This window comes from Rhizobium sp. CF080 (assembly GCF_000282095.2).
GTDB lineage: Bacteria > Pseudomonadota > Alphaproteobacteria > Rhizobiales > Rhizobiaceae > Neorhizobium.
On record NZ_AKKC02000004.1, the window covers coordinates 1,179,982 to 1,201,528 of the forward strand.

18 protein-coding genes and 2 pseudogenes are annotated in these 21,547 nt (G+C 60.6%); 5 read left to right on the forward strand and 15 right to left on the reverse strand.

The features are described from left to right. Nucleotides 1–12: 12 nt before the first annotated feature. Genes PMI07_RS12510 through PMI07_RS12525 form a run of 4 tightly spaced genes read right to left on the reverse strand, consistent with a single transcriptional unit; the run spans nucleotide 13 to nucleotide 3,004 of the window. Nucleotides 13–744 carry a transporter substrate-binding domain-containing protein gene (locus PMI07_RS12510; RefSeq protein WP_007763467.1) on the reverse strand — a complete coding sequence of 244 codons (732 nt, stop codon included), beginning with the start codon at nucleotides 742–744 and terminating at the stop codon, nucleotides 13–15. 39 nt (nucleotides 745–783) lie between these two features. Then, nucleotides 784–1,524, reverse strand: coding sequence for a hypothetical protein (locus PMI07_RS12515; protein ID WP_007763465.1), 741 nt, complete (start codon nucleotides 1,522–1,524; stop codon nucleotides 784–786). Nucleotides 1,525–1,562: 38 nt separating this feature from the next. Beyond that, on the reverse strand, nucleotides 1,563–2,774 hold the full coding sequence (locus PMI07_RS12520; RefSeq protein ID WP_007763462.1) for an FAD-dependent oxidoreductase: 1,212 nt from the start codon (nucleotides 2,772–2,774) through the stop codon (nucleotides 1,563–1,565). Between the two features lie 26 nt (nucleotides 2,775–2,800). Next, nucleotides 2,801–3,004, reverse strand: coding sequence for a rubredoxin (locus tag PMI07_RS12525; protein WP_007763459.1), 204 nt, complete (start codon nucleotides 3,002–3,004; stop codon nucleotides 2,801–2,803). A 122-nt stretch (nucleotides 3,005–3,126) separates the two neighbouring features. Between PMI07_RS12525 and PMI07_RS12530 the strand changes: the two genes are divergently transcribed. After that, nucleotides 3,127–4,029, forward strand: a complete 903-nt coding sequence (locus PMI07_RS12530; protein WP_007763456.1) for a LysR substrate-binding domain-containing protein — start codon at nucleotides 3,127–3,129, stop codon at nucleotides 4,027–4,029. Nucleotides 4,030–4,149: 120 nt separating this feature from the next. Here the strand turns inward: PMI07_RS12530 and PMI07_RS12535 are convergent, their stop codons facing one another. The 11 genes from PMI07_RS12535 to paoA all read right to left on the reverse strand — a co-directional run bounded on the left by PMI07_RS12535 (nucleotide 4,150) and on the right by paoA (nucleotide 17,789). After that, a complete protein-coding gene (locus PMI07_RS12535; RefSeq protein ID WP_007763454.1) occupies nucleotides 4,150–5,139 on the reverse strand; it encodes a D-2-hydroxyacid dehydrogenase family protein in 990 nt (329 codons plus the stop codon). A 52-nt stretch (nucleotides 5,140–5,191) separates the two neighbouring features. Next, a complete protein-coding gene (locus tag PMI07_RS12540; protein WP_007763449.1) occupies nucleotides 5,192–6,883 on the reverse strand; it encodes a peptide ABC transporter substrate-binding protein in 1,692 nt (563 codons plus the stop codon). Nucleotides 6,884–6,919: 36 nt separating this feature from the next. Further along, complete coding sequence (locus tag PMI07_RS12545; protein WP_007763446.1) at nucleotides 6,920–7,867, reverse strand: ABC transporter permease; 948 nt, start codon at nucleotides 7,865–7,867, stop codon at nucleotides 6,920–6,922. Next, entirely contained in the window at nucleotides 7,864–8,817 is a 954-nt protein-coding gene (locus PMI07_RS12550; RefSeq protein ID WP_007763431.1) for an ABC transporter permease, read from the reverse strand. The genes PMI07_RS12545 and PMI07_RS12550 overlap by 4 nt, the downstream gene beginning before the upstream one ends. Nucleotides 8,818–8,821: 4 nt before the next feature. Beyond that, on the reverse strand, nucleotides 8,822–9,766 hold the full coding sequence (locus PMI07_RS12555) for an oligopeptide/dipeptide ABC transporter ATP-binding protein (RefSeq protein WP_007763428.1): 945 nt from the start codon (nucleotides 9,764–9,766) through the stop codon (nucleotides 8,822–8,824). Further along, a complete protein-coding gene (locus tag PMI07_RS12560) occupies nucleotides 9,763–10,776 on the reverse strand; it encodes an ABC transporter ATP-binding protein (protein WP_007763425.1) in 1,014 nt (337 codons plus the stop codon). Before PMI07_RS12560 ends, PMI07_RS12555 begins: the two co-directional genes overlap by 4 nt. A 115-nt stretch (nucleotides 10,777–10,891) precedes the next feature. Continuing rightward, nucleotides 10,892–12,253 carry a CapA family protein gene (locus tag PMI07_RS12565; RefSeq protein WP_007763423.1) on the reverse strand — a complete coding sequence of 454 codons (1,362 nt, stop codon included), beginning with the start codon at nucleotides 12,251–12,253 and terminating at the stop codon, nucleotides 10,892–10,894. 439 nt (nucleotides 12,254–12,692) lie between these two features. Further along, nucleotides 12,693–13,586: a LysR family transcriptional regulator gene (locus PMI07_RS12570; RefSeq protein ID WP_007763421.1), complete on the reverse strand. Its 894-nt coding sequence runs from the start codon at nucleotides 13,584–13,586 to the stop codon at nucleotides 12,693–12,695. 418 nt (nucleotides 13,587–14,004) lie between these two features. Next, nucleotides 14,005–16,203: an aldehyde oxidoreductase molybdenum-binding subunit PaoC gene (paoC, locus tag PMI07_RS12575; protein WP_007757629.1), complete on the reverse strand. Its 2,199-nt coding sequence runs from the start codon at nucleotides 16,201–16,203 to the stop codon at nucleotides 14,005–14,007. A gap of 3 nt (nucleotides 16,204–16,206) precedes the next feature. Further along, nucleotides 16,207–17,157 (reverse strand): xanthine dehydrogenase family protein subunit M, encoded by a 951-nt coding sequence (locus PMI07_RS12580; protein WP_007757627.1) that lies wholly within the window; start codon nucleotides 17,155–17,157, stop codon nucleotides 16,207–16,209. Continuing rightward, nucleotides 17,154–17,789 (reverse strand): aldehyde dehydrogenase iron-sulfur subunit PaoA, encoded by a 636-nt coding sequence (gene paoA, locus PMI07_RS12585; protein WP_007757625.1) that lies wholly within the window; start codon nucleotides 17,787–17,789, stop codon nucleotides 17,154–17,156. Before paoA ends, PMI07_RS12580 begins: the two co-directional genes overlap by 4 nt. Before the next feature lie 356 nt (nucleotides 17,790–18,145). On the opposite strand from paoA, the pseudogene PMI07_RS34850 reads away from it, so the two are divergent. The 4 genes and pseudogenes from PMI07_RS34850 to PMI07_RS12605 all read left to right on the forward strand — a co-directional run bounded on the left by PMI07_RS34850 (nucleotide 18,146) and on the right by PMI07_RS12605 (nucleotide 21,413). Beyond that, nucleotides 18,146–18,946: pseudogene (locus PMI07_RS34850) on the forward strand (SDR family oxidoreductase). 30 nt (nucleotides 18,947–18,976) lie between these two features. Then, complete coding sequence (locus tag PMI07_RS12595) at nucleotides 18,977–19,804, forward strand: SDR family oxidoreductase (protein WP_007757620.1); 828 nt, start codon at nucleotides 18,977–18,979, stop codon at nucleotides 19,802–19,804. A 48-nt stretch (nucleotides 19,805–19,852) separates the two neighbouring features. Next, nucleotides 19,853–20,062: pseudogene (locus PMI07_RS12600) on the forward strand (alcohol dehydrogenase catalytic domain-containing protein); the annotation flags it as partial. Nucleotides 20,063–20,213: 151 nt separating this feature from the next. Continuing rightward, nucleotides 20,214–21,413, forward strand: coding sequence for a carboxymuconolactone decarboxylase family protein (locus PMI07_RS12605; RefSeq protein ID WP_007757618.1), 1,200 nt, complete (start codon nucleotides 20,214–20,216; stop codon nucleotides 21,411–21,413). Nucleotides 21,414–21,547 lie beyond the last annotated feature (134 nt).

The window sequence follows — 21,547 nt, forward strand, 5'->3', positions numbered from 1 at the left end:
ACCGGCTTTGTTTTAAGCAGGTACGCTGACGTCTGGATGCCCGCTTTTATCGAGAGACTGGCGAATGAAGCCGGCCGTCTTCAATTCACGGACAGAAGCCGCGACGAACCGTGAACCAAGCGCCTGCTTCACGCTGACCCCGACCGCTTGGGGAATAGCCATAAAAGGCTCGGCCATGACCTCGAAGCCGGGATGTCTCGCCACAACCTGGTTCATCGCCTGCCGGACGCCTGCAAGACCGTCGAGAGCGCCCTGGTCGAGTGCGGCCATCGCCTCAGGAAAACTGTCGAACAGCGTCAACTGCCCTGCCCCGCCATTGCGCGACAGGAAGAGTTCGTAGGCGCTTCCCTTGACCGCGCCGATCCGCAACTGAAGCCGATCTACGTCCTGCAGGCTTTTCGCCGGGCTTTCGGACCGCACGAGGAAAGCACCCTCGATCTGCACATAAGGTTCGCTATAGGCGATGACTTCGGCGCGTTGCGGGTCGATCGCCAGGAAGCAGACGCCCCATTCACCCGTGCCGGCTCTTCCCGACACCGCGCCCGCCTTGTCGTAATGGCGAAACGCGATCGGCACAGCCAGTTTCGCCGCAAGAGCCCGGGCCAGATCGACGGACACACCGGTTGGCGTATCATCCGTCGGCCCCCGGCGAACGAGAACCACGTTTCCATGGTTCAAGGCGCATATCAGAGTGCCGGAGGGAGCGAGTTCGGCGCGAACGGCGTCAAGATCGAATTCTGGCATAGAATATCCTCCCGTTTCCATCCGCGGCCGGTCCACCGGTCAGATGGATTTCATCCACTCGTCTTCCAGTGGAAACTGCGTGACCATCAGTTCTAGTCCATCCTCGCCAGCCAGCAAGGTCGGCGTGGTGTCTTCGGACTGCAGGAAGATCAGCGAAAACGGCTTGTAGCTCTGGCCTTCGTGGATGAGGCTACCGTTCAGCACGATCAGATACTGCCCGCCGCCAAGTCTCGGGTCGGGCGTCTGCGCCGTCATATTGGGACCGAGGCGGAAAACCTTGACGTTCATTCCATCGTCGCCCGGCTGCTCTTCGAGCACCGTATCGACCGTCAGTTCCGTGCGGTTCCGCAGAACGGGTTCGATCGACAGCGCAACGGGCTCCGACGTCCGGTGACGGCGTTTCGTCGGCCTCAGCTTCTCGCGAACATTCGGCGTGGTGAGATAGACGAGACCGGCATCCGTCTTGCTGCGCAGCGTCAGATAGGACAGGCCCTGTTCACTGGCAATCAGCGGACCGTAGCCCGTGTGGTGATCGGCATAGTGGACCGTTACCAGATGCACGGTATCCCGGCCGATCGTGCCGCTACCAGCGATGAAGACCTGGAACTGGTCGACGATGTGGAAATGCGAGTCGAGCTTCTGGTGGGCGTTGAGGTCGAGCCGGAATGCCTGCGGGTCCGGAGCCGCGATGTCGGAGTTCTTCCCGAACATGTTGATCTTCCAGGACTGGCCGCGACGAAAACGGCTCGGTTCCTTTTCCGTATAAGATGCAGCCTGCATGCAATTAAACTCCTCTGCCAGTGGGTATCGATTTTCGTTCAATGATGGTGAGATGGCGGGAATTCCACGTCCAGCGCCGTTGCCAGCGCATCGCGGTCCATGCCGATCAAGCCATGCAATTTGCCGAACTGCTGCGGCGCGTTGATCGCCTGCACGGCGACCAGATGCCCGTCTCTGAACCCGAGGACGGAAAATGCGCCGCTCGCCGGAGCCTTCAGGACGGCTTCCATGTCCGAGCCATGCACGTTACCGGCCATCTGAATCTGGATCGCGGCCTGGTGCGACCAGTAGCGCGGCAGCTTTTTTGGAGGCATTTCGGTTCCCGTGATCGCCGCAGCGACGATCTTTGCCTGGTCCTGGCCGGGATTGACCGCCTCATTGCGAACATGGCGTTCAAGCTCAGGATCATACCAGGCGGAGCAATCGCCGACGGCATAGATCGAGGGATCGGATGTCAATCCTTCGGGGGAGCACAGAATCCCGCCATCAACAGCCAACCCGGCATTTTTGGCCAGGGTATCATGAGGAACGACACCGATTGCTGCCACGACCATATCGGTTTCGATCGTCTCGCCGCCGCTCAGCGTCACCACGTCCACGCCACGCTGGTCGTCACGGTGGACCCCTGTCACCACCGCCCCGAACCGGGTCTTGAGGCCGCTGGCCTCATGACGGTCCAGGACGTAATTCGCGATCGACTTGCTGACGGTTCGTTCCATCAGCCGGACACCGGCCTCTATGACCGTTGCCTGAAGACCTTTCTGTACGGCTATCGCAGCAATCTCCACGCCGATCAGTCCACCACCGATGATGGCGATCGACTTGGCGTTGGCCATGCGCTCCTTCAGCCCGACGAGATCGTTGTGGGTCCGCAGGTAATGGGCGATCCGGCCGGGATCGACCGCGCTCGGCAGGCGGCGCGGCTCTGCGCCGCAAGCAACGATCAGAGTTTCGTAGGGGTAGCGTGTCCCGTCGGCGGAAATGACGTATTTCTCCGCGCGATTGAGGTCTGCGATGAGAACGCCCGGCCTCAGATCAATCCCGTTTGTTTTGTAGAAGCTTTCCGGCCGCAGCGGTGTGAGCGCATATTCGTCCTTCGTCAGCCCTTCCTTCGAAAGCGGCGGCCGATGATAGGGCAGCACGACCTCTTGCGTCACCAAAGCTATCGCATCGCCATAACCCGCGGTGCGCAGGGCAGCCGCTGCAGCCACGCCGGAATGGGAAGCACCGAGGATCAAGATACCAGACATTGCGAAGACCACCGTATTGCGTGTCGTCAGCCGACGACGACCATGTCGAACTCGCTCTTGCGGGCGCCGCATTCAGGACAGACCCAGTCTTCCGGCACGTCTTCCCATCGTGTACCGGGCGCTACACCGCCGTCGGGATCGCCCAGCGCCTCGTCATAGACATAGGCACAGAGCACGCATTGCCATACCTTGAAATCACCGCGCGACGAGACGTCCTCCGAAACCGACATCGCATCTCCTCCCAGGCTAAAATGCACTTGCGGTATTGCTACAACGGGTGTTTTGATATCGCCAGTCGGCCTGTCAAACTATCAGACATGCCATTTCGGCATATCAGCTTCGGAGGAGAAAGATGGATATCCGCCAGCTCAGTTATTTCGTGCGGGTCGCAGAACTTGGGAGCTTTAGCCGCGCGTCGGCATTTCTGCATGTCGCTCAGCCGGCGCTGAGCAGACAAGTCCAGAATCTGGAAACGGAGCTTAAGGAAAAGCTTCTCATACGCAATGGAAGAGGGGTGGAGCTAACTGAGGCGGGACAACGCCTGCTGGACAACTCCCGCGGCATTCTTCGGCTCATTGAGCGCACCTACGAAGACATCGAAAATTCCCGGACGGGAAAGTCGGGGAAAGTCGCAATTGGATTGCCCGCAACCATATCCACGGCCATTGCCACTGCGCTTATTCGCAAGCTCAGGGAGGAATTGTCCGACGCCCAGGTTATGCTGGTCCACGGCCGATCAAACCAGCTTCAGGAGTGGATATTGTCCGGTCGTCTCGACATGGCGATCATGTACGACGCGCCTTCGTCGCCGATGCTGGAGATCAATGATCTTGTCGACGAGAACCTTTATCTGATTGGCCGCGAGGGAGTATTTAGCGATGAACAGCCCGTCCTTCTCGAATCGCTTGCGGCCGTGCCGATGGTAATTGCCTGCCGTCCGAACAGTACAAGGGTGTTGCTCGATTCGGAACTGGCGCGATTGGGGCAGAAACTCAATATCGTATTTGAACTCGATCCCCTCGATACGATGTTCGATCTCGTGAGAGACGGCTACGGATTTACCGTTGCATCGAAACGAACCCTGGCATCGAAGGGTCCGGATGCGGGACACGATCTGGAACTGCGCAAGATCGTCGGTCCGGAACTGATCCTTTCGGTCCAACTCGTCCAGCCGGCTCGCAGACTGTCAAACAAGCTGCATGAGGCTGCCTTCCGGATACTCAGGGATCTCAGCCTGCAATTGCTCCGGAAGTGAGAGGCCAGCCATCGGAAATTTCCACCCAGCCCCGAGACCAAGGCCGTTCCCTGCGGTGTGGGCCACACAATGGCGTAACGCCCCCAACCGCATAAGGAAATCGGGCCCTGCCTGAACAGGTCAGGAAACGGGTTCCACCCGGCCCATGTTCACCACCCGGTCCGGCCTTCCATCGAGGAACGCATCGATGAGGCGGACGGCGTCACCGTAGTAGGTCCCGAGCATTTCGCGCGTGAAATAGCCGACATGCGGCGTGATCACCACATTCGGCAAGCTGCGGAACGGATGATCCTTCGGCAACGGCTCCTTTTCGTAGACGTCGAGGCCGGCGCCGGCGATCGACCCGGACTGGAGCACCTCGACAAGTGCCTGTTCGTCGACGATCGCACCCCGTGCCGTATTGATGAGGAAAGCCGTCTTCTTCATGGCTTGAAGCTCGGGCGCCCCGACGATATGGCGCGTTCTTTCGCTCAGTGCCAAATGCACCGTGATGATGTCGGATGACGCAAAGAGCTCTTCCTTCGACACGCGTTCGCCACCGACCGCTGCCGCGTGCTCGTCGGTCATGTTCTGGCTCCAGGCCTGAATCTTCATCCCAAAAGCCTTCCCGATCCCTGCTACCTGCCGGCCGAGGCCGCCGAGGCCGAGAATACCCAGCGTCTTGCCGCCGAGTGTCGTTCCCGCCTGATGCTGCCAACCGCCCTGACGCATCATCCGGTCTTCCGAAGCGATATGCCGTGTCGAAGACAGGATCAGCCCCCAGACGAGTTCGGCAACACCGCCAGCGCCCGTCGTCCCGGTCACCGGTGTATTGGAAACAAGGATGCCGCGAGCAGTTGCCGCCGCGACATCAACAGTGTCGTAACGCTTTCCCGTCACGACGATATATCTGAGCTTCGGCAGCCGCTCGATCAGCGACGCCGGGATCGGCATTCTTTCCCTGAGCGTGCAGATCACATCGAAATCCGCAAGCGCCCGTGCCGCCTCGTCCGGCACGGCAAGCGGCCTGTCGAACACCACGACATTGGCGCGGGATTTCAATGACTCCCAATCGGCGACCTGCTGCGAAACACCGATATAGTCGTCCAGGATGGCAATGTTCATCCTCATTCGAAATCCCCCGCTTTACGTGCTACCCGACAGGCCGACCCTCAGGTCCGCCTTACTTCCGTTCCCATTCTTCCGCCCAGATCTGCAGCGGATCGAGCGTGCCCTGCCGGAAGTTCACCAGATCCGGCACCGCCACATAGGCGCGCGGATAGAAGTAGAGAGGCAGCATCGGCAGGTCTTCGGAAAAGATCTTCTGCACTTCCGCCCATTTCTCCTTGGTGGTCTTCGGGTCGAGCGCAACTTCGAGCTCGGAAATCGCCTTGTCCATCGCCGGGCTCGAATAGGCCGAGAAGTTGTTGCCGACGAAGTTGTTGTCTGCCTTCGGCACGGCATCGGAGCCGAGCGCGATGCGTGGCGAGACCGAGGGCGAGAAGTCGATGGAAGACATTATCAGCGCCTTGAACTTGCGCTTGCGGGCCATGTCGCCATTGAATTCCTGCAGCGGCACGAAGTTGTTCTTGATCTCGATGCAAACTTCTTTCATCTGGCTCTGCAGCACCTGGGCGATCTGCTCACGGGTCTGGTTGCCGGCCGTCGAAACCAGTTCGAGCGACAGGCGCTCGCCCTTGTCGTTGACGCAGATGCCGCCGGGGCCGGGCTTCCAGCCAGCTTTCGCCAGCAGGTCCTTGGCCTTGGTCGGATCATATTTGTAGATGGTCATGTTCTTGTTGTAGTAGGAATTCTCGTCGCTGAGGATGCCGTTCGCCACCGGCTGCAGGCCGCCGAACAGCTCATCGCTGATCGCCTGGCGATCGATCGCGTAGAGAAGCGCCTGGCGTACCGACTTGTCCTTGAGAATCGGATTGTCGAAGTTCATAGCGATACGTTCGACGTTGGTCCCGTAGTCGATATAATATTTGAACTTGGTCGGCTGCTGGCCGCGCAGGTCGAGCATCTGCGAGAAGCTGATCCCGCCCGGGCTGACCGGCACCGCGTCGACCGATCCGGCCAGAAGGTTCTGCAACAGCGAAGACGAGTTGTCGCGATAGCTGAGCACGATGCGCTGCAGATGCGGCTTGGCACCGACCCATTTCGGGTTCGGCGTGAAGACGATACGGGTGCCGATCTGGTAGTCGCTGAGGAGATAGGAACCGTTCCACAGGCCCGGATTGGTCGGCTGGGTATTGTAGAGCGATTGCTTGACGTAGGTGTCGAGCGTCGGATTGGCCGCATAGACCGGCCCTTCCAAATGCTCGGGAATGACCTGGTCCCAGGAATTGTAGCTGGACAGGATCTGCGGCAGCGTCAGGGTGACGGTGCTTTCGTCGACCACCTGCAGCTCGGAGGCGCGATCCCAGGAATTGTAGTTGGAGAAACCGATCTTCGGATCGCGCGCCATCTTCCAGGTGAACTCGATGTCTTTCGACGTCACCGGCTTGCCATCCCCCCAGGAAAGCCCCTTCTTCAGTTTCAGCGTTACCGTCATGCCCTTCTTGCCGTCGGGCAGATCAACGATCTTGGCGAGGCCGTTTTCGATCGTTGGCAGCGTCTCGCACAGGATGCACTGGTTGACGACGTTCTGGTCAAAGGCGGTCATCGGTCGCAGCGAATAGTTGACCACAAGCCGCTTGGTATTGTTGACCTGGATCAGCGGGTGGAAGTTGGTCAGGAACTGCAGCTGGCCGACAACGAGCTGTGTCTTGTTGGCCTGCGCCATGGCACCGGATGCTCCGGCGACTGCGATTGCTGCTCCTGCCAGCGCCACCTTGGCGAGCCTGGCCATATTGTATCTCAAAGATGTCATTGCTTTCTCCTCCTTGGATTTCTGTTTTTCATGCCCTCAATGGGACGAGCTCGATTCAGCCCGCGGATCGAATGCAGAACGGACACCATCGCCGACGAAATTGACCGCCATCACGGTGGCGAAGATCAAAAGACCGGGATAGACGGCGAGCATGGGCGCCGAAATGATCAGCTGCTGTGCATTGGTCAGCATGTTGCCCCAGGTCGGAGTGGGCGGAACGATGCCGAAACCAAGAAAGCTGAGCGTCGATTCGAACAGGATGATGCGGCCCACCGAGAGTGTCATGGCGACGATCAAGGGCGTGGCGATGTTCGGCAACACATGCACGAAGACGTTGTAACGTCCCTTTGCGCCGCTGACGCTCGCCGCCCGGACGTAGTCGACATCCCGCAATCCGATCGCACCTGCACGCCCTATCCGGGCGATCGTGGTCCAATCCACCAGGGCGATGATGATGACGATCCGCAGGAAGATCACCGTGGGTGAGGTCGCTGCGTCAGGACTGAGGCCGATTTTCGTCAGATCGACGGCCCCGAGCACGATCAGGACCGGGATCAGCGGCAGGGCAATGATGCAGTCCGTCATCCGCATCAAGATATTGTCGAACTGCCCACCCACATAGCCCGCCGTGACACCGATGGCGATGCCGATGACCGCGGTGATCAGGGTGGCGAGCAGCCCGACGGCGATCGACACCTGGCCGCCGTAAAGCAGTCGCAGCAGCACATCACGTCCGATATCGTCCGTGCCGAGCCAGTACTGGGCAGACGGAGGCTTGAAACGCCGCAGAAGGTTGGTCGCGTTGGCATCTATGCCCCGGAAATATTCGATCGGGCCAGCCATTGCGCAGGCGATGGCCAGTATCAGGAGAAAAACGAGCGAGATCATTGCCAGCTTGTTGTGCCGGAATCGATCCCAACGCTTGCTCCAGACGGAATTCTTTTCGGCCTTCGCCGGCCGGCTTTCGACGGTGACGGTGCTCATTTCAACGTAATCCTCGGGTCAAGCCAAGCATAGGCAAGGTCGGCAAGCAGGCTCGACAGAAGCGTGACGATCGTCGCGAGCAGAAGGCCGACCAGAGCCAGGTTAAAATCGATGTTGCTGATGGAATCGTAAATGACCTTGCCCATGCCGAGCATGCCGAAGATCGTTTCGACCACCAGTGCGCCGGAAAACAGCGAGCCGAAGCCGAGCGCTAGTACGGTGACCATCGGGATCAAGGCATTGCGTAGCGCGTGACGCATGACGACCGTGGTTTCAGATAGGCCTTTGGCACGCGCGGTGCGGACAAAATCCGAATTCAGCGTCTCGATCATCGAAGCACGCACGTACCGAACGAGCGGCCCCACATGGAAGAAGGTCAAAACCGTGACCGGCAACACTAGGTGATAGAACTGCTCGCCGAGAGAGGCACCTCCGAGCAATGGTGTACCGCTTGCCGGCAGCCAGCCGAGTTTGACCGAAAAGACGATGATCAGGATCAGCGAAGTCCAGAAACCTGGAAGGGAGATGCTTGCAAAGGCAAACAGACTGACGACGCTGTCCGTCCAGCCACCGGGCTTGCGGGCGGCAATCGCACCGAGCAGCATGGCAATCGGGATGCTGATCAGTTCGGTCAGCACCAGAAGCTTGGCTGTCTGAACCACGGCAGGGCCGAGTACATCCATGACGGGACGGAAGTAGACGCTCGAATAGCCGAGGTCACCGTGCAATGCCGAAACCAGCCAGTGCCCGTAGCGGGTCCAGATCGGTTGATCGACACCGTAGAGCGCTCGCATCTGGGCCATGGTTTCCGGTGTAAGCGACGGGTTGCCTTCCAGCATGTTCTCGACGGGATCGCCTGGCATCAGGCCGATCAGCATGAACAGAAGCAGCGACATCACCAGGATGACGAGGACTGCTTGGAGAAGGCGCGATATCGTATATCTCAACATCGGCTCAATCCTTGAAATGACAGGCGGAAAGCTGGGCGGGCCGACCCGGCGCAGGCGACAGCGGGGGCCTTTCCTTGCGGCAGATATCCTGTGCCTTCGGACAGCGGGTGTGGAAGACGCAGCCGGACGGCGGAGCGAGCGGCGAAGGCATCTCTCCCTTGAGGATCTGCTCTTTTTTGCGCCGGCCCTTGCCGATCCGCGGTACGGCCGCGAGCAAGGCCTGCGTATAGGGATGGCTCGGCGTCTCGAACAGATCGTCGCGGCTCGCCACTTCCATCAGGCGGCCTAGATAAAGAACCGCGACCCGGTCCGAAAGGTGCCGCACCACGCCGAGATCGTGGCTGATGAACAGGTAGCTGATGCCGTGCTGTTGCTTGATGTCGTCGAGCAGGTTCAGCACCTGGCTCTGGATCGACACGTCCAGTGCGGACAACGGCTCGTCTGCAACGATCATCTCTGGCTCGGCGATGAGGGCGCGAGCAATCGCAATGCGTTGCCGCTGGCCGCCGGAGAACTGGTGAGGGTAGCGGCGCGCCGATTCCGGCGGCAGTCCGACCTGCCCGAGGACTTCAACAGCGCGCGCGGCCCGTTTGCCGGAGGGAACTCCCTTCAGGCGCAGCGGTTCGGCGACGATATCGCCCACCACCATGCGGGGGTCGAGTGCCGAAAACGGATCCTGGAAAATCACCTGGACGGGAGCCTTGCCGTCCACCGAGGGTCGGCTGCTGTTGAACGTCACCGTGCCCGCGGTCTGCTTGCGCAGGCCGGCGACCACGAATCCGAGGGTGCTCTTGCCGCTGCCGCTTTCGCCCACCAGCGCCAGTGTCTCGCCTTTGGCGACGGTCAGCGACACATCGTTGACGGCCTGGAGCCACAGCTTTGGCTTCATGAAGCCGCCACCGATCGGAATATCGACATTGATATGATCGAGCTTGAGAAGTTCGGTCATGGTTTAACCTTATGGCATGCAACACGATGGCCTGGAGCGACTTCCAGGAATTCCGGTTCGACCTGCCGACAGTATTCGTCGGCAAGCGGACAGCGTTTGGCAAAGCGGCATCCCGGGATGACGTCCGACGTGACCCGTCCGGGAATGACATAGAGGCGCTTCACCGGCTTGTCGGGGTCGGGAAGCGTTGCGATCAGGCCCTGGGTATAGGGATGGAGCGGATTGTCGAACAGCGCTTGGGCCGGCGCATATTCCACAGCCTTGCCGGCATACATGACCATGATCGCATGGGCGACCTCGGAGATGACAGCGAGATTGTGGCTGATGAACTGGATCGACATGTTCGCTTCGTCCTGAAGCGTCAGCATCAGATCGAGAATCTGTGCCTGGATCGTCACGTCGAGCGCGGTCGTCGGCTCGTCGGCGATCAGAAGCTCCGGCTTGCAGGCAAGCGCCATGGCAATCATGGCGCGCTGGCGCATGCCGCCGGAGAGTTGGTGCGGATAGTCCTCGGCCCTGCGTGCCGGCGAGGGAATACCCACCTGGTCGAGGAGGTCCACCGCCCGACTGGCGGCTACCTTCCTGGAAATTCCTTCATGCTTGACGAGCACTTCGGCAATCTGGCGACCGACAGACATGACGGGGTTCATCGCCGTCATCGGTTCCTGGAAGATCATCGCAATTCGCCGGCCGCGCAGATGCTGCCATTGCTTCTGGCTGAACTTCGCAAGGTCCTGACCTTTGAAATCGATGATGCCGCCGACCTTGCCGCCGCCGGCGATGAGGCCGAGCAGGGCCAGCGATGTCATCGTCTTGCCGCAGCCGCTTTCGCCAACGATGCCAAGCGTCTCGCCTTTCGCGATGGAATAGTCGAGCCCGCGGACGACCTGGACGGATTCCGTACCGTTTGAAAAAGTGACCGTAAGATCACGAACATCGAGCAGCGGCGTCGAACCGGTAGCCGGTGCGGAAATGCTCCCATCGACAACCAAATCGCTGAGATGCTGCATTGGTCACCTCCCTTTGTAAACGCTGGCCTTGTTGCCGAAGAGGATCGGCGATTTCGGCGGAGATACATTCACTTGCGACGGCTTCCTCCTCCGCCGCAAGTGACCATTTCGTGTATCAGAGCTCAACGACGCCGACACCATCCCGGATCTCGATCCTGGTGCCGAAGGGCTCCGACAGCCTGCGATAGCGATCGAGGATACGAACGGCATCCTCTCCCTTCGCCATCAGCGGACGGCCTTCGGTATTGTGATGATCGCCCGTCCCTGTCCGACGGGTCTGTTTGACCTCCGGTGAGGAATCACGGCCCATTTCCACGGGATGAAGCAAAATGCGCTTGAGCTTTTCATTCTGCATTTCGAGTTGGATAACCGCCGAGCTCCACCAGGTATCCGAGGGCGTGTCGAGGCCCGGATGCAGCGGATAGGCTGCGGGCGTCAAGGTCTGCAGCCGGTCCACATCGTGTCCCCATGCATCGTAGCTGTCATACGGGACCCGCTGGATGAATTCCGACTGGGCGAAGAAATTGCCGACGCCGTAGAAGATCGGCTTGCCGTTGTAGATCTCGATGCCGAGCGTCCGATGCCAGCCGTGACCGACATAGATATCGGCACCGCCATCGATTACCGCGCGGGCGAATTCCTTGACGAAGCCGGGAGGCGTGTCCCCTCGCGGGCCGTCCGAGACGCTGAAGTGGTGCGCGACGATGACGAGGTCGGACAATTCCTTGGCTTCATGCACCGAACGCAGGTTGCGCTCCAGATCGCGCTTGTTACAGCGGCTGATGATCTCACAGTGATCGCCGACAAAGAAGGATTCCGGATCGCCCCATTGCTGGGCGCCGGGAATCTGGATGCCGAATGAACCTTCGCGCCCATGCTTCGGCTTCTTCATGACATTCAGCTTCTCGCCGAACGCCTTGAGGTTCTCGGCCGTCTGCGGATCGACCATGAATTCGAAGGTAAGACGCTGAGGGTTAACCCCGGGGCGGCCCTTGAGGGCGCCCTTCGGATGACCGGCCCACATGAAATGCTGGTTGCCTGAGCTCGTCGAAATCAGGGCCACGCGCCCGTTCTTCTTGTCGACATAGCCGGGCTCGCTGGCGAGTTCGAGATCGGCGCCTGTGCCGGCGGTGACGATGCCTGCCGCTTTCATATGCTTTCTGGTGGCGAAGAGGCCTTCGGCACCAAAATCGAAGCTGTGATTGTGGGCCGTCGACATGATGTCAAAGCCGGCCCATTTCAGGTCCTTGGCGATTTCCGGATCGGACATCATGAAGCTGCCGATGCCCTGACCGCGGGCCGGCCATTTCAGTTCATCATATTCGGCGAAATTCATCTCGAGGTGACCATAGGTCACGTCGGCATCTTTCAGCAGATCCCAAACCCTTTGGAATTCAGGTTCGTCATGCATGCTGAATGGCCGGCTCACCATACACTCCCCGGCCAGGCTAATTTTCCATTTATGCGATGATACCATATTTGCCTCCGTACGCGAACACCGCACCGCAACTGTGAATGCAGGTCACGTCTCGCCGCATGTTGAATCTGAGAACTCCCTTGCGACCGTGGACTTCAGCCGCGAGACAACCATAGCATTCCAGAGCGATATCACCAGTTTCGTATGGCGCCTTTCAGATATGCCGATACGGCATATCGTGGCTGCCTGCGTGCGGGCAAATGATTGCGGCGAGAGTCTCGAGTTCTTTGGCTAGCTTAGGCGGATTCCGGGATAACCTTATAGCTCCGGTCGATGTCTCAGGTGTCGTAGCGCAGTTGGGACGAGATAGCGGCAACCGGCAGACATCCGTACGCGCCAGCGACGTAGTCTGCACAATTCTAGGTAGCAGTCATGGGCGCGCGCCAAACTTCTCCAGCGACGGGGGTTGGTGAGAGGCGCCATTCACTGAGCGCAACGGTTAGGTGCGATATCGAAGAGCGTCGACCAGTATGGAGAAAGCTGCGGATGGCTGCCTCCTGCTCGGATAATAGAGATGGTACCCGGAAAAGGCGGGACACCAGTCTTCGAGCACCCTTACAAGGCGTCCGTTGGCAAGTTGCTTGCCGACATGGTCTTCCATGACAAACCCAAGCCCGAACCCATCTTCGGCAGCAGTGACAATCATGTTCGTACGATTGAACGCAAGCTGGCCCTCGACGCGCACGCGAAGTTCCCGTGCCTCCTTTTCAAGTTCCCATGTATAGAGCCCGCCGCCACTCAGCATACGAAGGTTGATGCATCTGTGCGACGCCAGGTCCTGCGGGACGAGCGGTTTGGGATGATGCTCGAAGTACTCAGGCGATCCGACGACCGCCATTCGAAGGTCTGGCCCGATACGAACTGCAACCATGTCCTTGGCGAGAGCTTCTCCAAGGCGAACGCCTGCGTCAAAGCGCTCTGAGACAATGTCGGTTAAGCTGGAGTCGATTGCCAACTCGACGTTGATGTCGGGGTACTCCGGAAGCAGTTTTCGAAGCGCCGGCCAAAGCACCGTCGTCGCCGCGTGTTCCGATGTGGTGATCCGGATATTGCCGGCAGGTCGCTCTCGAAGCTCGCTCAATGAAGCGAGCTCAGATCCGATGCTGTCCAATGCAGGACGGAGTGTGGAGAGAAGGCGTTCACCCGCCTCGGTTGGCGCAACATTGCGGGTCGTGCGGGTGAGCAGGCGGACGCCCAACCGCGCCTCGAGGCGCCGGATGGTGTGGCTGAGGGCGGACTGCGATGTCCCGAGCTTGGCGGCCGCTCGGGTAAAATTCTGTTCGTCCGCGACCGTCAGGAAGGCATTGAGATCGACCAGTTCCTCGCGTCTCATTCATGAACTCCTGACATCGACAATGATTGATTGCCCAAGCTGAAGCAGGCAATCGCTTGGCGGTCAAGCTTTCGCTGGCACGAGACCAAGGCTTGCGAGACTGCCAGGGCCTGCAACGATGGCCAGCGGGATCAAGGTTCCGTCAGCCAGCGAACTCACTGCTACAGAACCGACAATGCCACATCCGTAATGGAAAGCGCCGACCAACGCGGAGACTGCGCCTCGATGATGAAATAGTGCCCCTTAGACTGCGGTTAGAGAGTGCCTCATCAAGTCGGCATGGAGCTTCGGTGTGCGCGGCTGGGCGTCGTCGTTCTGGCCAAGCCACATATGGAGCGCGCCGGCAGGTCAAGCGCACGCGGCTGCGGTGTTTCGCTGCTCGACGTCTCGACGGCGGCCGCGGCCGCCGTCGAGGTTATCAGGCGACGTCGGGCAGGCCGCCGATCAGTTTGTCGAGCGTGATCGGATAGTGCCTGACGCGGACCCCCGTCGCGTTGTAGATCGCATTGGTAATCGCAGCCGCGACGCCGCATAGGCCGAGTTCGCCAACGCCCTTCGCCTTCATCGGCGACGACATCGGGTCAGTCTCGGCCATGAAAACCACCTCCTGGTGCGGGATGTCGGCGTGAACAGGCACCTCATATCCGGCAAGGTCGTGGTTGACGAAGAAGCCGCGCCGGGTATCGACGGCGAGTTCTTCTGAAAGGGCGCCGCCGGCACCCATGGTCATCGCGCCGATCACCTGGCTGCGGGCCGTGATCGGGTTCAGGATACGACCCGCGGCACAGACGGTCAGCATCCGTCGAATGCGGGTCTCGCCGGTCGCAACGTCGACGCCGACTTCGACGAAATGCGCCCCGAAGGTAGACTGCTGGTGCGTCTTTGCAAGATCGCCCCACTCCATTGTATCCTCGCCGACAAGGCCGCCTGGTCCGGCTGCCTCGGCAAGGGGAACCGAACGGTTTCCAGATCTGACGATGCCGTTTTCAAAGACGGCGTCCCCGGAGTTGAAACCAAGCTTTTGAGCGATCGCGTCGCGAAGCTTGATGCAGGCGGCATAGACGCCTGACGTCGAGGAGTTTGCCCCAAACTGTCCGCCGGAACCGGCTGACACCGGAAAGCGTGAATCGCCGAGCTGCACGGCCACCTTGTCGATGCCAACGCCCATCATTTCCGCAGCCGTCTGGGCAATAATGGTGTAGCTGCCGGTACCGATGTCGGTCATGTCGGTCTCGACCGTGACCACACCTTGCCTGTCGAGCTTTACGCGTGCTCCGGACGGGAGGACAAGATTGTTGCGGAAGGCGGCTGCGACCCCCATCCCGATCAGCCAGTCGCCCTCCCTGCGGGACCCGACCTTCGGTCGGTTGCTCCAGCCGAAGCGGTCTGCGCCGAGCTTAAGACAGCCGATGAGGTCCCGATGAGAGAACGGACGCTCAGGCTTTTCCGGATCGACCTGGGTGTCGTTGACGATCCGGAACTCAATCGGGTCCATGCCGACCCTTTCAGCCATTTCGTCAATGGCGATTTCCAGCGCCATCAACCCGGGCGCCTCGCCTGGCGCGCGCATGGCATTGCCCTCAGGCAGGTCGAGGGTCACAAGGCGCATGGCCGTCATCCGGTTCGCCCCCGCATAAAGGAGCCGCGTCTGGTTGACGGCGGTCTCCAGTCCACCGCCAGGCAGGTCTCCCGACCAGCTTTCATGGGCGATCGCGGTGATCTTTCCATTCCGCTCAGCGCCGATGCGGATGCGCTGGATCGTCGCTGGACGGTGAGTCGTATTGTTGATCACGAAGGGGCGCGGCAACGCCACCTTGACGGGACGGTTCGCAGCCTTGGCGCCGAAAGCGGCAAGGACGGCGTCGGCCCTCAGAAAGAGCTTGCCGCCAAACCCGCCGCCTATAAACGGCGACATGAGGTGGATTTTCCCCTTGTCGACACCCAGAGTCGTCGCAAGGTCGGAGCGCCACCAGTCGATCATCTGGCTGGAGGTCCACACAGTCACTTCGTCACCATTCCAGGCGGCGATCGAGGCGTGCGGCTCCATCATCGCATGAGACTGGTCGGGCGTCGTATAGGATTGGTCCAGGGTAACCGAAGCGGATCGGAAAGCCGCTTCGAAGTCGCCGACGGCGGTATCGGGCTCTTGAGACTCATCCGGTTTTTTGGCTGCTCTCCGCTCGGCGCTCAGATCGAATGTGCCCCTCTCTTCCGCATAATCGGCCTTGACCAGCGCGGCAGCAGCCCGCGCTTCTTCGAAAGTCTCGGCAACGACGACGGCGATCGCCTGATGATAGTGCTGAACTTCATCGCCGCCGAAGAGGTTCGCGGTATTGAACTTGCCCTTCTTGCGCTTGCCGACATCCAGGGTCGTTACCACGGCAAGCACGCCGGGCGCGCTCTTGGCGGCTGTGACATCCATGGCGTTGATGCGGCCTTTGGCGATCGCAGCACCGACCGGGTAGCCGTAGGCATAAGGCGTGTTCGGGTCATGCCACTCATAGGCATACATCGCCCGACCAGTCGTCTTGAGCTCGCCGTCGATGCGATGGATCGGCTGGCCGATGACCTTGAGACGATCGATCGGATTGGTTGTTGCAGGTGTCTCGAACTTCATGGCTCAACCCCTTGCTTCGGAAAGGACGGCGCCAAGCGCGCGCTCGACGAGATCGACCTTGAATCGGTTCTGTTCAGTGGGACGGGCGTCCGCGAGGATCCCCCTCGCCGCCGCCCGGGCACCTTTTGGCAGTTCAGCTTCTGCTGCTTCGACCCGCCATGGCTTGTGGGCAATGCCGCCGACCGCGACACGTCCGGTTCCGTCGGGATGAATAATCGCTCCGATCGAAACGAGCGCAAACGCATAGGAGGCTCTGTCCCTGACCTTGCGGTAGATATGTTTCCCACCGACTGGAGATGGAAGCAGGACAGCGGTGATGAACTCGCCTCGCTCCAGCACGGTCTCGATATGCGGCGTGTCGCCGGGCAAACGATGGAAGTCGGCGATCGGAATCGCGCGGCGGCTCCCGTCTGCTTTTACGGTCTCGACGGTCGCATCGAGCGCCCGCATCGCAATCGCCATGTCGCTCGGGTGGGTCGCGATGCAAGCGTCACTCACTCCGACGACGGCATGCTGGCGGCTGAAGCCGCCGATTGCCGAGCAGCCGCTGCCGGGTTGGCGTTTGTTGCACGGCTGGTTCGGGTCATAGAAATACGGACAGCGGGTGCGCTGCAGGAGGTTGCCGGCGGTCGTCGCCCTGTTGCGGAGTTGACCCGACGCGCCCGCGACGAGGGCTCGTGACAGCAGCCCGTAGTCGCGGCGAACAGTTTCGTGCGCGGCAAGGTCGGTGTTTCGGACCAGAGCGCCAATGCGCAGCCCGCCTTCGGGTGTGGCTTCGATCTTGTCGAGCCCAAGGCCGTTGACGTCGATCAGATGCGTCGGCGTTTCTATCTCGAGCTTCATCAGGTCGAGCAGGTTCGTTCCGCCGGCAATGAATTTGGCTTCTGGATTGGAAGCGGCCGCCTTAGCTGCGGCCTCGACTGAGGAGGCGCGTTCGTAGGTGAAGGCTCTCATGCTGTGATCCCTCCGACTTCCGAAATGGCATCGAGGATGTTGGAATAGGCGCCGCATCGACAGATATTACCGCTCATCCGCTCGCGAACTTCGGCCGCGGTGAGTTGCGCAGGGCTATTGAGATCGCCGGTGACGTGGCTCGGGATGTTTGCCTTGATCTCCTCGAGGACAGCTACAGAGGAACAGATCTGGCCTGGCGTACAGTATCCGCACTGGAAACCATCGTGTTTCACGAAGGCAGCCTGCATCGGATGAAGGTTGCCGGGCTGGCCGAGCCCTTCGATCGTTGTGACCTCGTCGCCGTCGTGCATGACGGCCAGGGTCAGACAGGAATTTATCCGGCGGCCGTCGACCATGACGGTGCAGGCACCGCACTGTCCGTGGTCGCATCCCTTCTTCGTACCTGTAAGATGTAGATGCTCTCGCAATGCGTCGAGCAATGTTGTCCTGTTGTCGACGTCGAGCTCGCGCCTCTCGCCGTTGACGGTGAAGTTTACCTTGGTCACATAAGCCATTTGCTTCCCCGCAGACTGCGCCGCCGCGCTTCCGGCGACACCCGTGACCGCGACCGTCGCAGCCGAGGAAATAAGTAAATCCCGTCGGGAAAGTTCCAGTTGGATAGGATCCTGCATGTCCGGCTCCACTTCAATTATTTGGGGCGGCGGGTGGCGCCGGAGACGAAGGTAGAGCGGAAAGCTGGCTCGATTAGGCGCCTCTCGTCGCATGCGGTTATCGCTCGCATTCATACATGCTTGGGCAGGACAGGTTCGCGCGCGTCGGCAAGAAGAACTCATTCATGAACAACAGACATAGGTTCATGCCAAAGATCCCATCTAATCCGATCAATCGCTGGCCGGTATATTCATCCAACATACAAAGCGGGAACGCTGCCATGACGGTCGCGAAAAGCAAGATCGTGAGTCAGACGCCAGTGGTCCGGCAAGGCTACCGCCCGTGGCACTTAAGCGGAATGACAAGGAGAGAAACGATGGATCGCGTCCCCTTCAACGTTCTGGTCATTGGCGCGACCGGCAGCATTGGCCGCCTCGTCGTGCAAGAGGCCTTTCGCCAAGGTCACACTGTGCGGGCCCTGACGAGGAACCCCTCGAGGGCTACGCGTTTTCCGGCGGGCGTCGAGGTGGTCGGCGGTGACGTGACTCGCCCGGAAACTTTAGCGCCGGCATTTGAAGGAATTGACGCGGTCGTGCTGACGGTCAATGCCGACGGTCATGGAAAGGAGGCCTCTGAAGCTGTCTACTATGGCGGCATCAGGAGCGTCCTCTCCGCGATCGGCGGCCGCGACGTCCGCGTGGCTCTCATGACAACGATCGGCATTACCGAGCGGCTTGGCAGTTACAACCAGACCAACCAGGGTCACGACTGGTAGCGGAGGGGCGAGCGGCTTCTGCGTGCAAGCGGCTTACCCTACACGATCGTCCGGCCCGGATGGTTCGACTACAACGCGGCCGACCAGCATCGGCTGGTGTTTCTACAAGGGGATCGTCGGCATTCCGGCACGCCAAGCGACGGTGTCATCTCGCGGCAACAAATCGCCGAGGTACTGGTTGGAAGCCTGACTTCGGACGTTGCGCACAGGAAAACCCTGGAGCTCGTCGCGGAAAAAGGGCCAGCGCCTGCCGATCTCGATCCACTGTTCGCAGCGCTCAAGCCCGATCCGGAAGACGCGTTGGACGCCGTCCTCGACGTCGACAACATGCCGCTCGACCAGGAGCCGGACGGGGTCCGGCATGACTTGCGCAAAGTATCAAAAAGCCACGCTGCAGCTTGATCCGCAGCCCGTACGAAAAGGATCTCCATCATGACCAGCGTAACCGTCGTGATCGGCGCAGGCTCGATCGGCCAGGCGATCGCCCGCCGCGTCAGCTCCGGCAGACACGTGCTTCTCGCCGATCTTAGACGAGAGAATGCCGAAGCTGCCGCGAAAGTCCTCAGCGAAGCCGGCTTCGACGTCAGCACGGCCGCCGTCGACATCTCGTCGCGGGCTTCGGTGCACGCGCTTGTCGAAGCGGCGACGGCCATCGGGGATATCACCGGAATCGTCCATGCGGCCGGTGTCTCTCCGTCGCAGGCACCTCCGGAACTCATCCTGAAGGTCGACCTCTACGGCACGGCAGTCATACTGGAGGAGTTCGGCAATGTCATCGCGCCGGGCGGTTCCTGCGTGGTCATCGCCTCCATGTCCGGCCATCGCCTCCCCGCCCTGACGGCGGATCAGGACAGGCTTCTTGCGACCACGCCCGCAGAAGAACTGCTCGCGCTGCCAATGCTCCAGGCGGACAAGATCACTGATCCGCTAAACGCCTACCAGATATCCAAGCGCGGCAACGCGCTGCGGGTGAAGGCGGAGGCAGTCAGGTGGGGAAAGCGTGGCGCACGTGTCAATACGATGAGCCCTGGCATCGTCATCACCCCGCTCGCCAAGGACGAACTCACCGGACCACGTGGCGAAGGCTATCGGAGGATGATCGATCTGTCGCCGGCCGGAAGAGCGGGAACGCCGGACGAGATCGCCTCGCTTGCCGCTCTTCTGATGGGGCCGGACGGCGCCTTCATTGCCGGCAGCGACTTCCTCATCGATGGCGGCGTGACCGCCTCGTACTTCTATGGCGAACTCGCGCCGAAGTGACCCCAGCCCAATCAAACGCGCGAAGCAATTACTGGAAAGGACATCAAGATGCTAGCAACAATGCTTTACGCCCCCGGCGACGTCCGCTGTGAAGAGGTCGCCGAACCCAGGATCCTGAAACCGACCGACGCGATCATAAAGCTGTCCGCAAGCTGCGTCTGCGGCTCGGATCTGTGGCCTTTCCGCGGCGCGAACGACGTCGCCACGCCGATGGCAATGGGCCATGAATACTGCGGCGTCGTCGTGGAAGTCGGCAGCCTGGAGATCCCGCTTGCGGACGTCGCGGAGGGTTACCGCGCCATGGACGAGCGCCGGGCCATCAAGACGCTGCTCCGGCTCTAGGAGCAGCGGGCGGCCTTCGGCCCTTAACGCCAATATCCCTGACTAAACCTTAGACGGAGACAAGTTCATGAAGAGGATCGCAGCCACCATCGCAGTGTCCGCAATGGCAGCGACAAGCGCCGAAGCCGAAGGCAGGCGGCCGCGCGTCGCACCTCCAGCCGTCTACGAAACCGCACCGGGCCTGGGCCACTTCACGGACGACGTCCTCTTTGGCGAGGTCTGGGAACGCACGGAACTCTCGCCGCGGGATCGCAGTCTGGTGACCGTTGCGACCCTGGTGGCGACCGGCAAGGCCGCCCAGACCGGAAGCCATGTCCGCCGGGCGCTCGACAACGGCGTGAAGCCTGAAGAGATCGGCGAACTGATCACCCAGCTTGCCTTCTATTCGGGCTGGCCGAATGCCATGTCGGCTGTCACCGAGACGAAGAAGGTGTTCGAAGAGCGCGGGATCGGCACCGTTTCGAACAGCGAGGCCGCACGGATCGAACTTGAAGCCGCAGCCGAAGCGGCGCGTGCGGAGACCGTGAATACCAATGTCGCGCCAACGGCGTCGGTGCTTGCGGATCTCACCAACCGCGTCCTGTTCGGCGACCTCTGGCAGCGTCCAGATCTCTCCGCCCGAGATCGCAGCCTCGTGACCATGGCAGCCCTGGTGGCGATCGGGCAGCCGGAACAGCTTCCTTTCCATGTGAACCGGGCGATGGACAATGGCTTGACGCGTGCAGAGATGTCCGAGGTGGTCACCCACATCGCCTTTTACGCCGGGTGGCCAAGAGCCATGTCCGCAGTTCCAGTGGTGAAGCGGGTGTTCGATCAGCGCGATATTCCGCCGGTGCAGGAGACGGCCGTGATTGCAGAGGTCAATATCACGCGTGCAGGAGATGGCAGGGCATCCGCACCCGAACAGTACTTCACCGGCAAAGTGGAAACGTCAGGATTCTATCGCGGCGATGCGCCGGCGCGGATAGGCGGTGCGACCGTCTCTTTTTCAGCAGGGGCCCGAACCGCCTGGCACACCCATCCGCTTGGCCAGACGCTCTTCATCGTCTTCGGCCAAGGCTGGATCCAGAAGGAAAATGGCCCTGTCGAACAGGTTGGGCCGGGCGATGTCGTGTGGATCCCGCCGCATGTGAGACACTGGCATGGTGCCTCGGTCGATGAGGCGATGACGCATTTCGCGGTCGCCGAGGCTCTGGACGGAAACTCCGTCACCTGGATGGAAAAGGTATCCGACGACGATTACAACAAGGGCCGTGAACTCGACTAAAATCCCACGCGAACAGCTCCAGGAGGACGTGGTGACCCGTGAAGCAGATGCCCAGGTTTCCACGCCTTGAACTGTGACACGCAGCTGCAAGATGATGATGGGCTGGTGAGCATCGCCCCACTGACACGAATGGA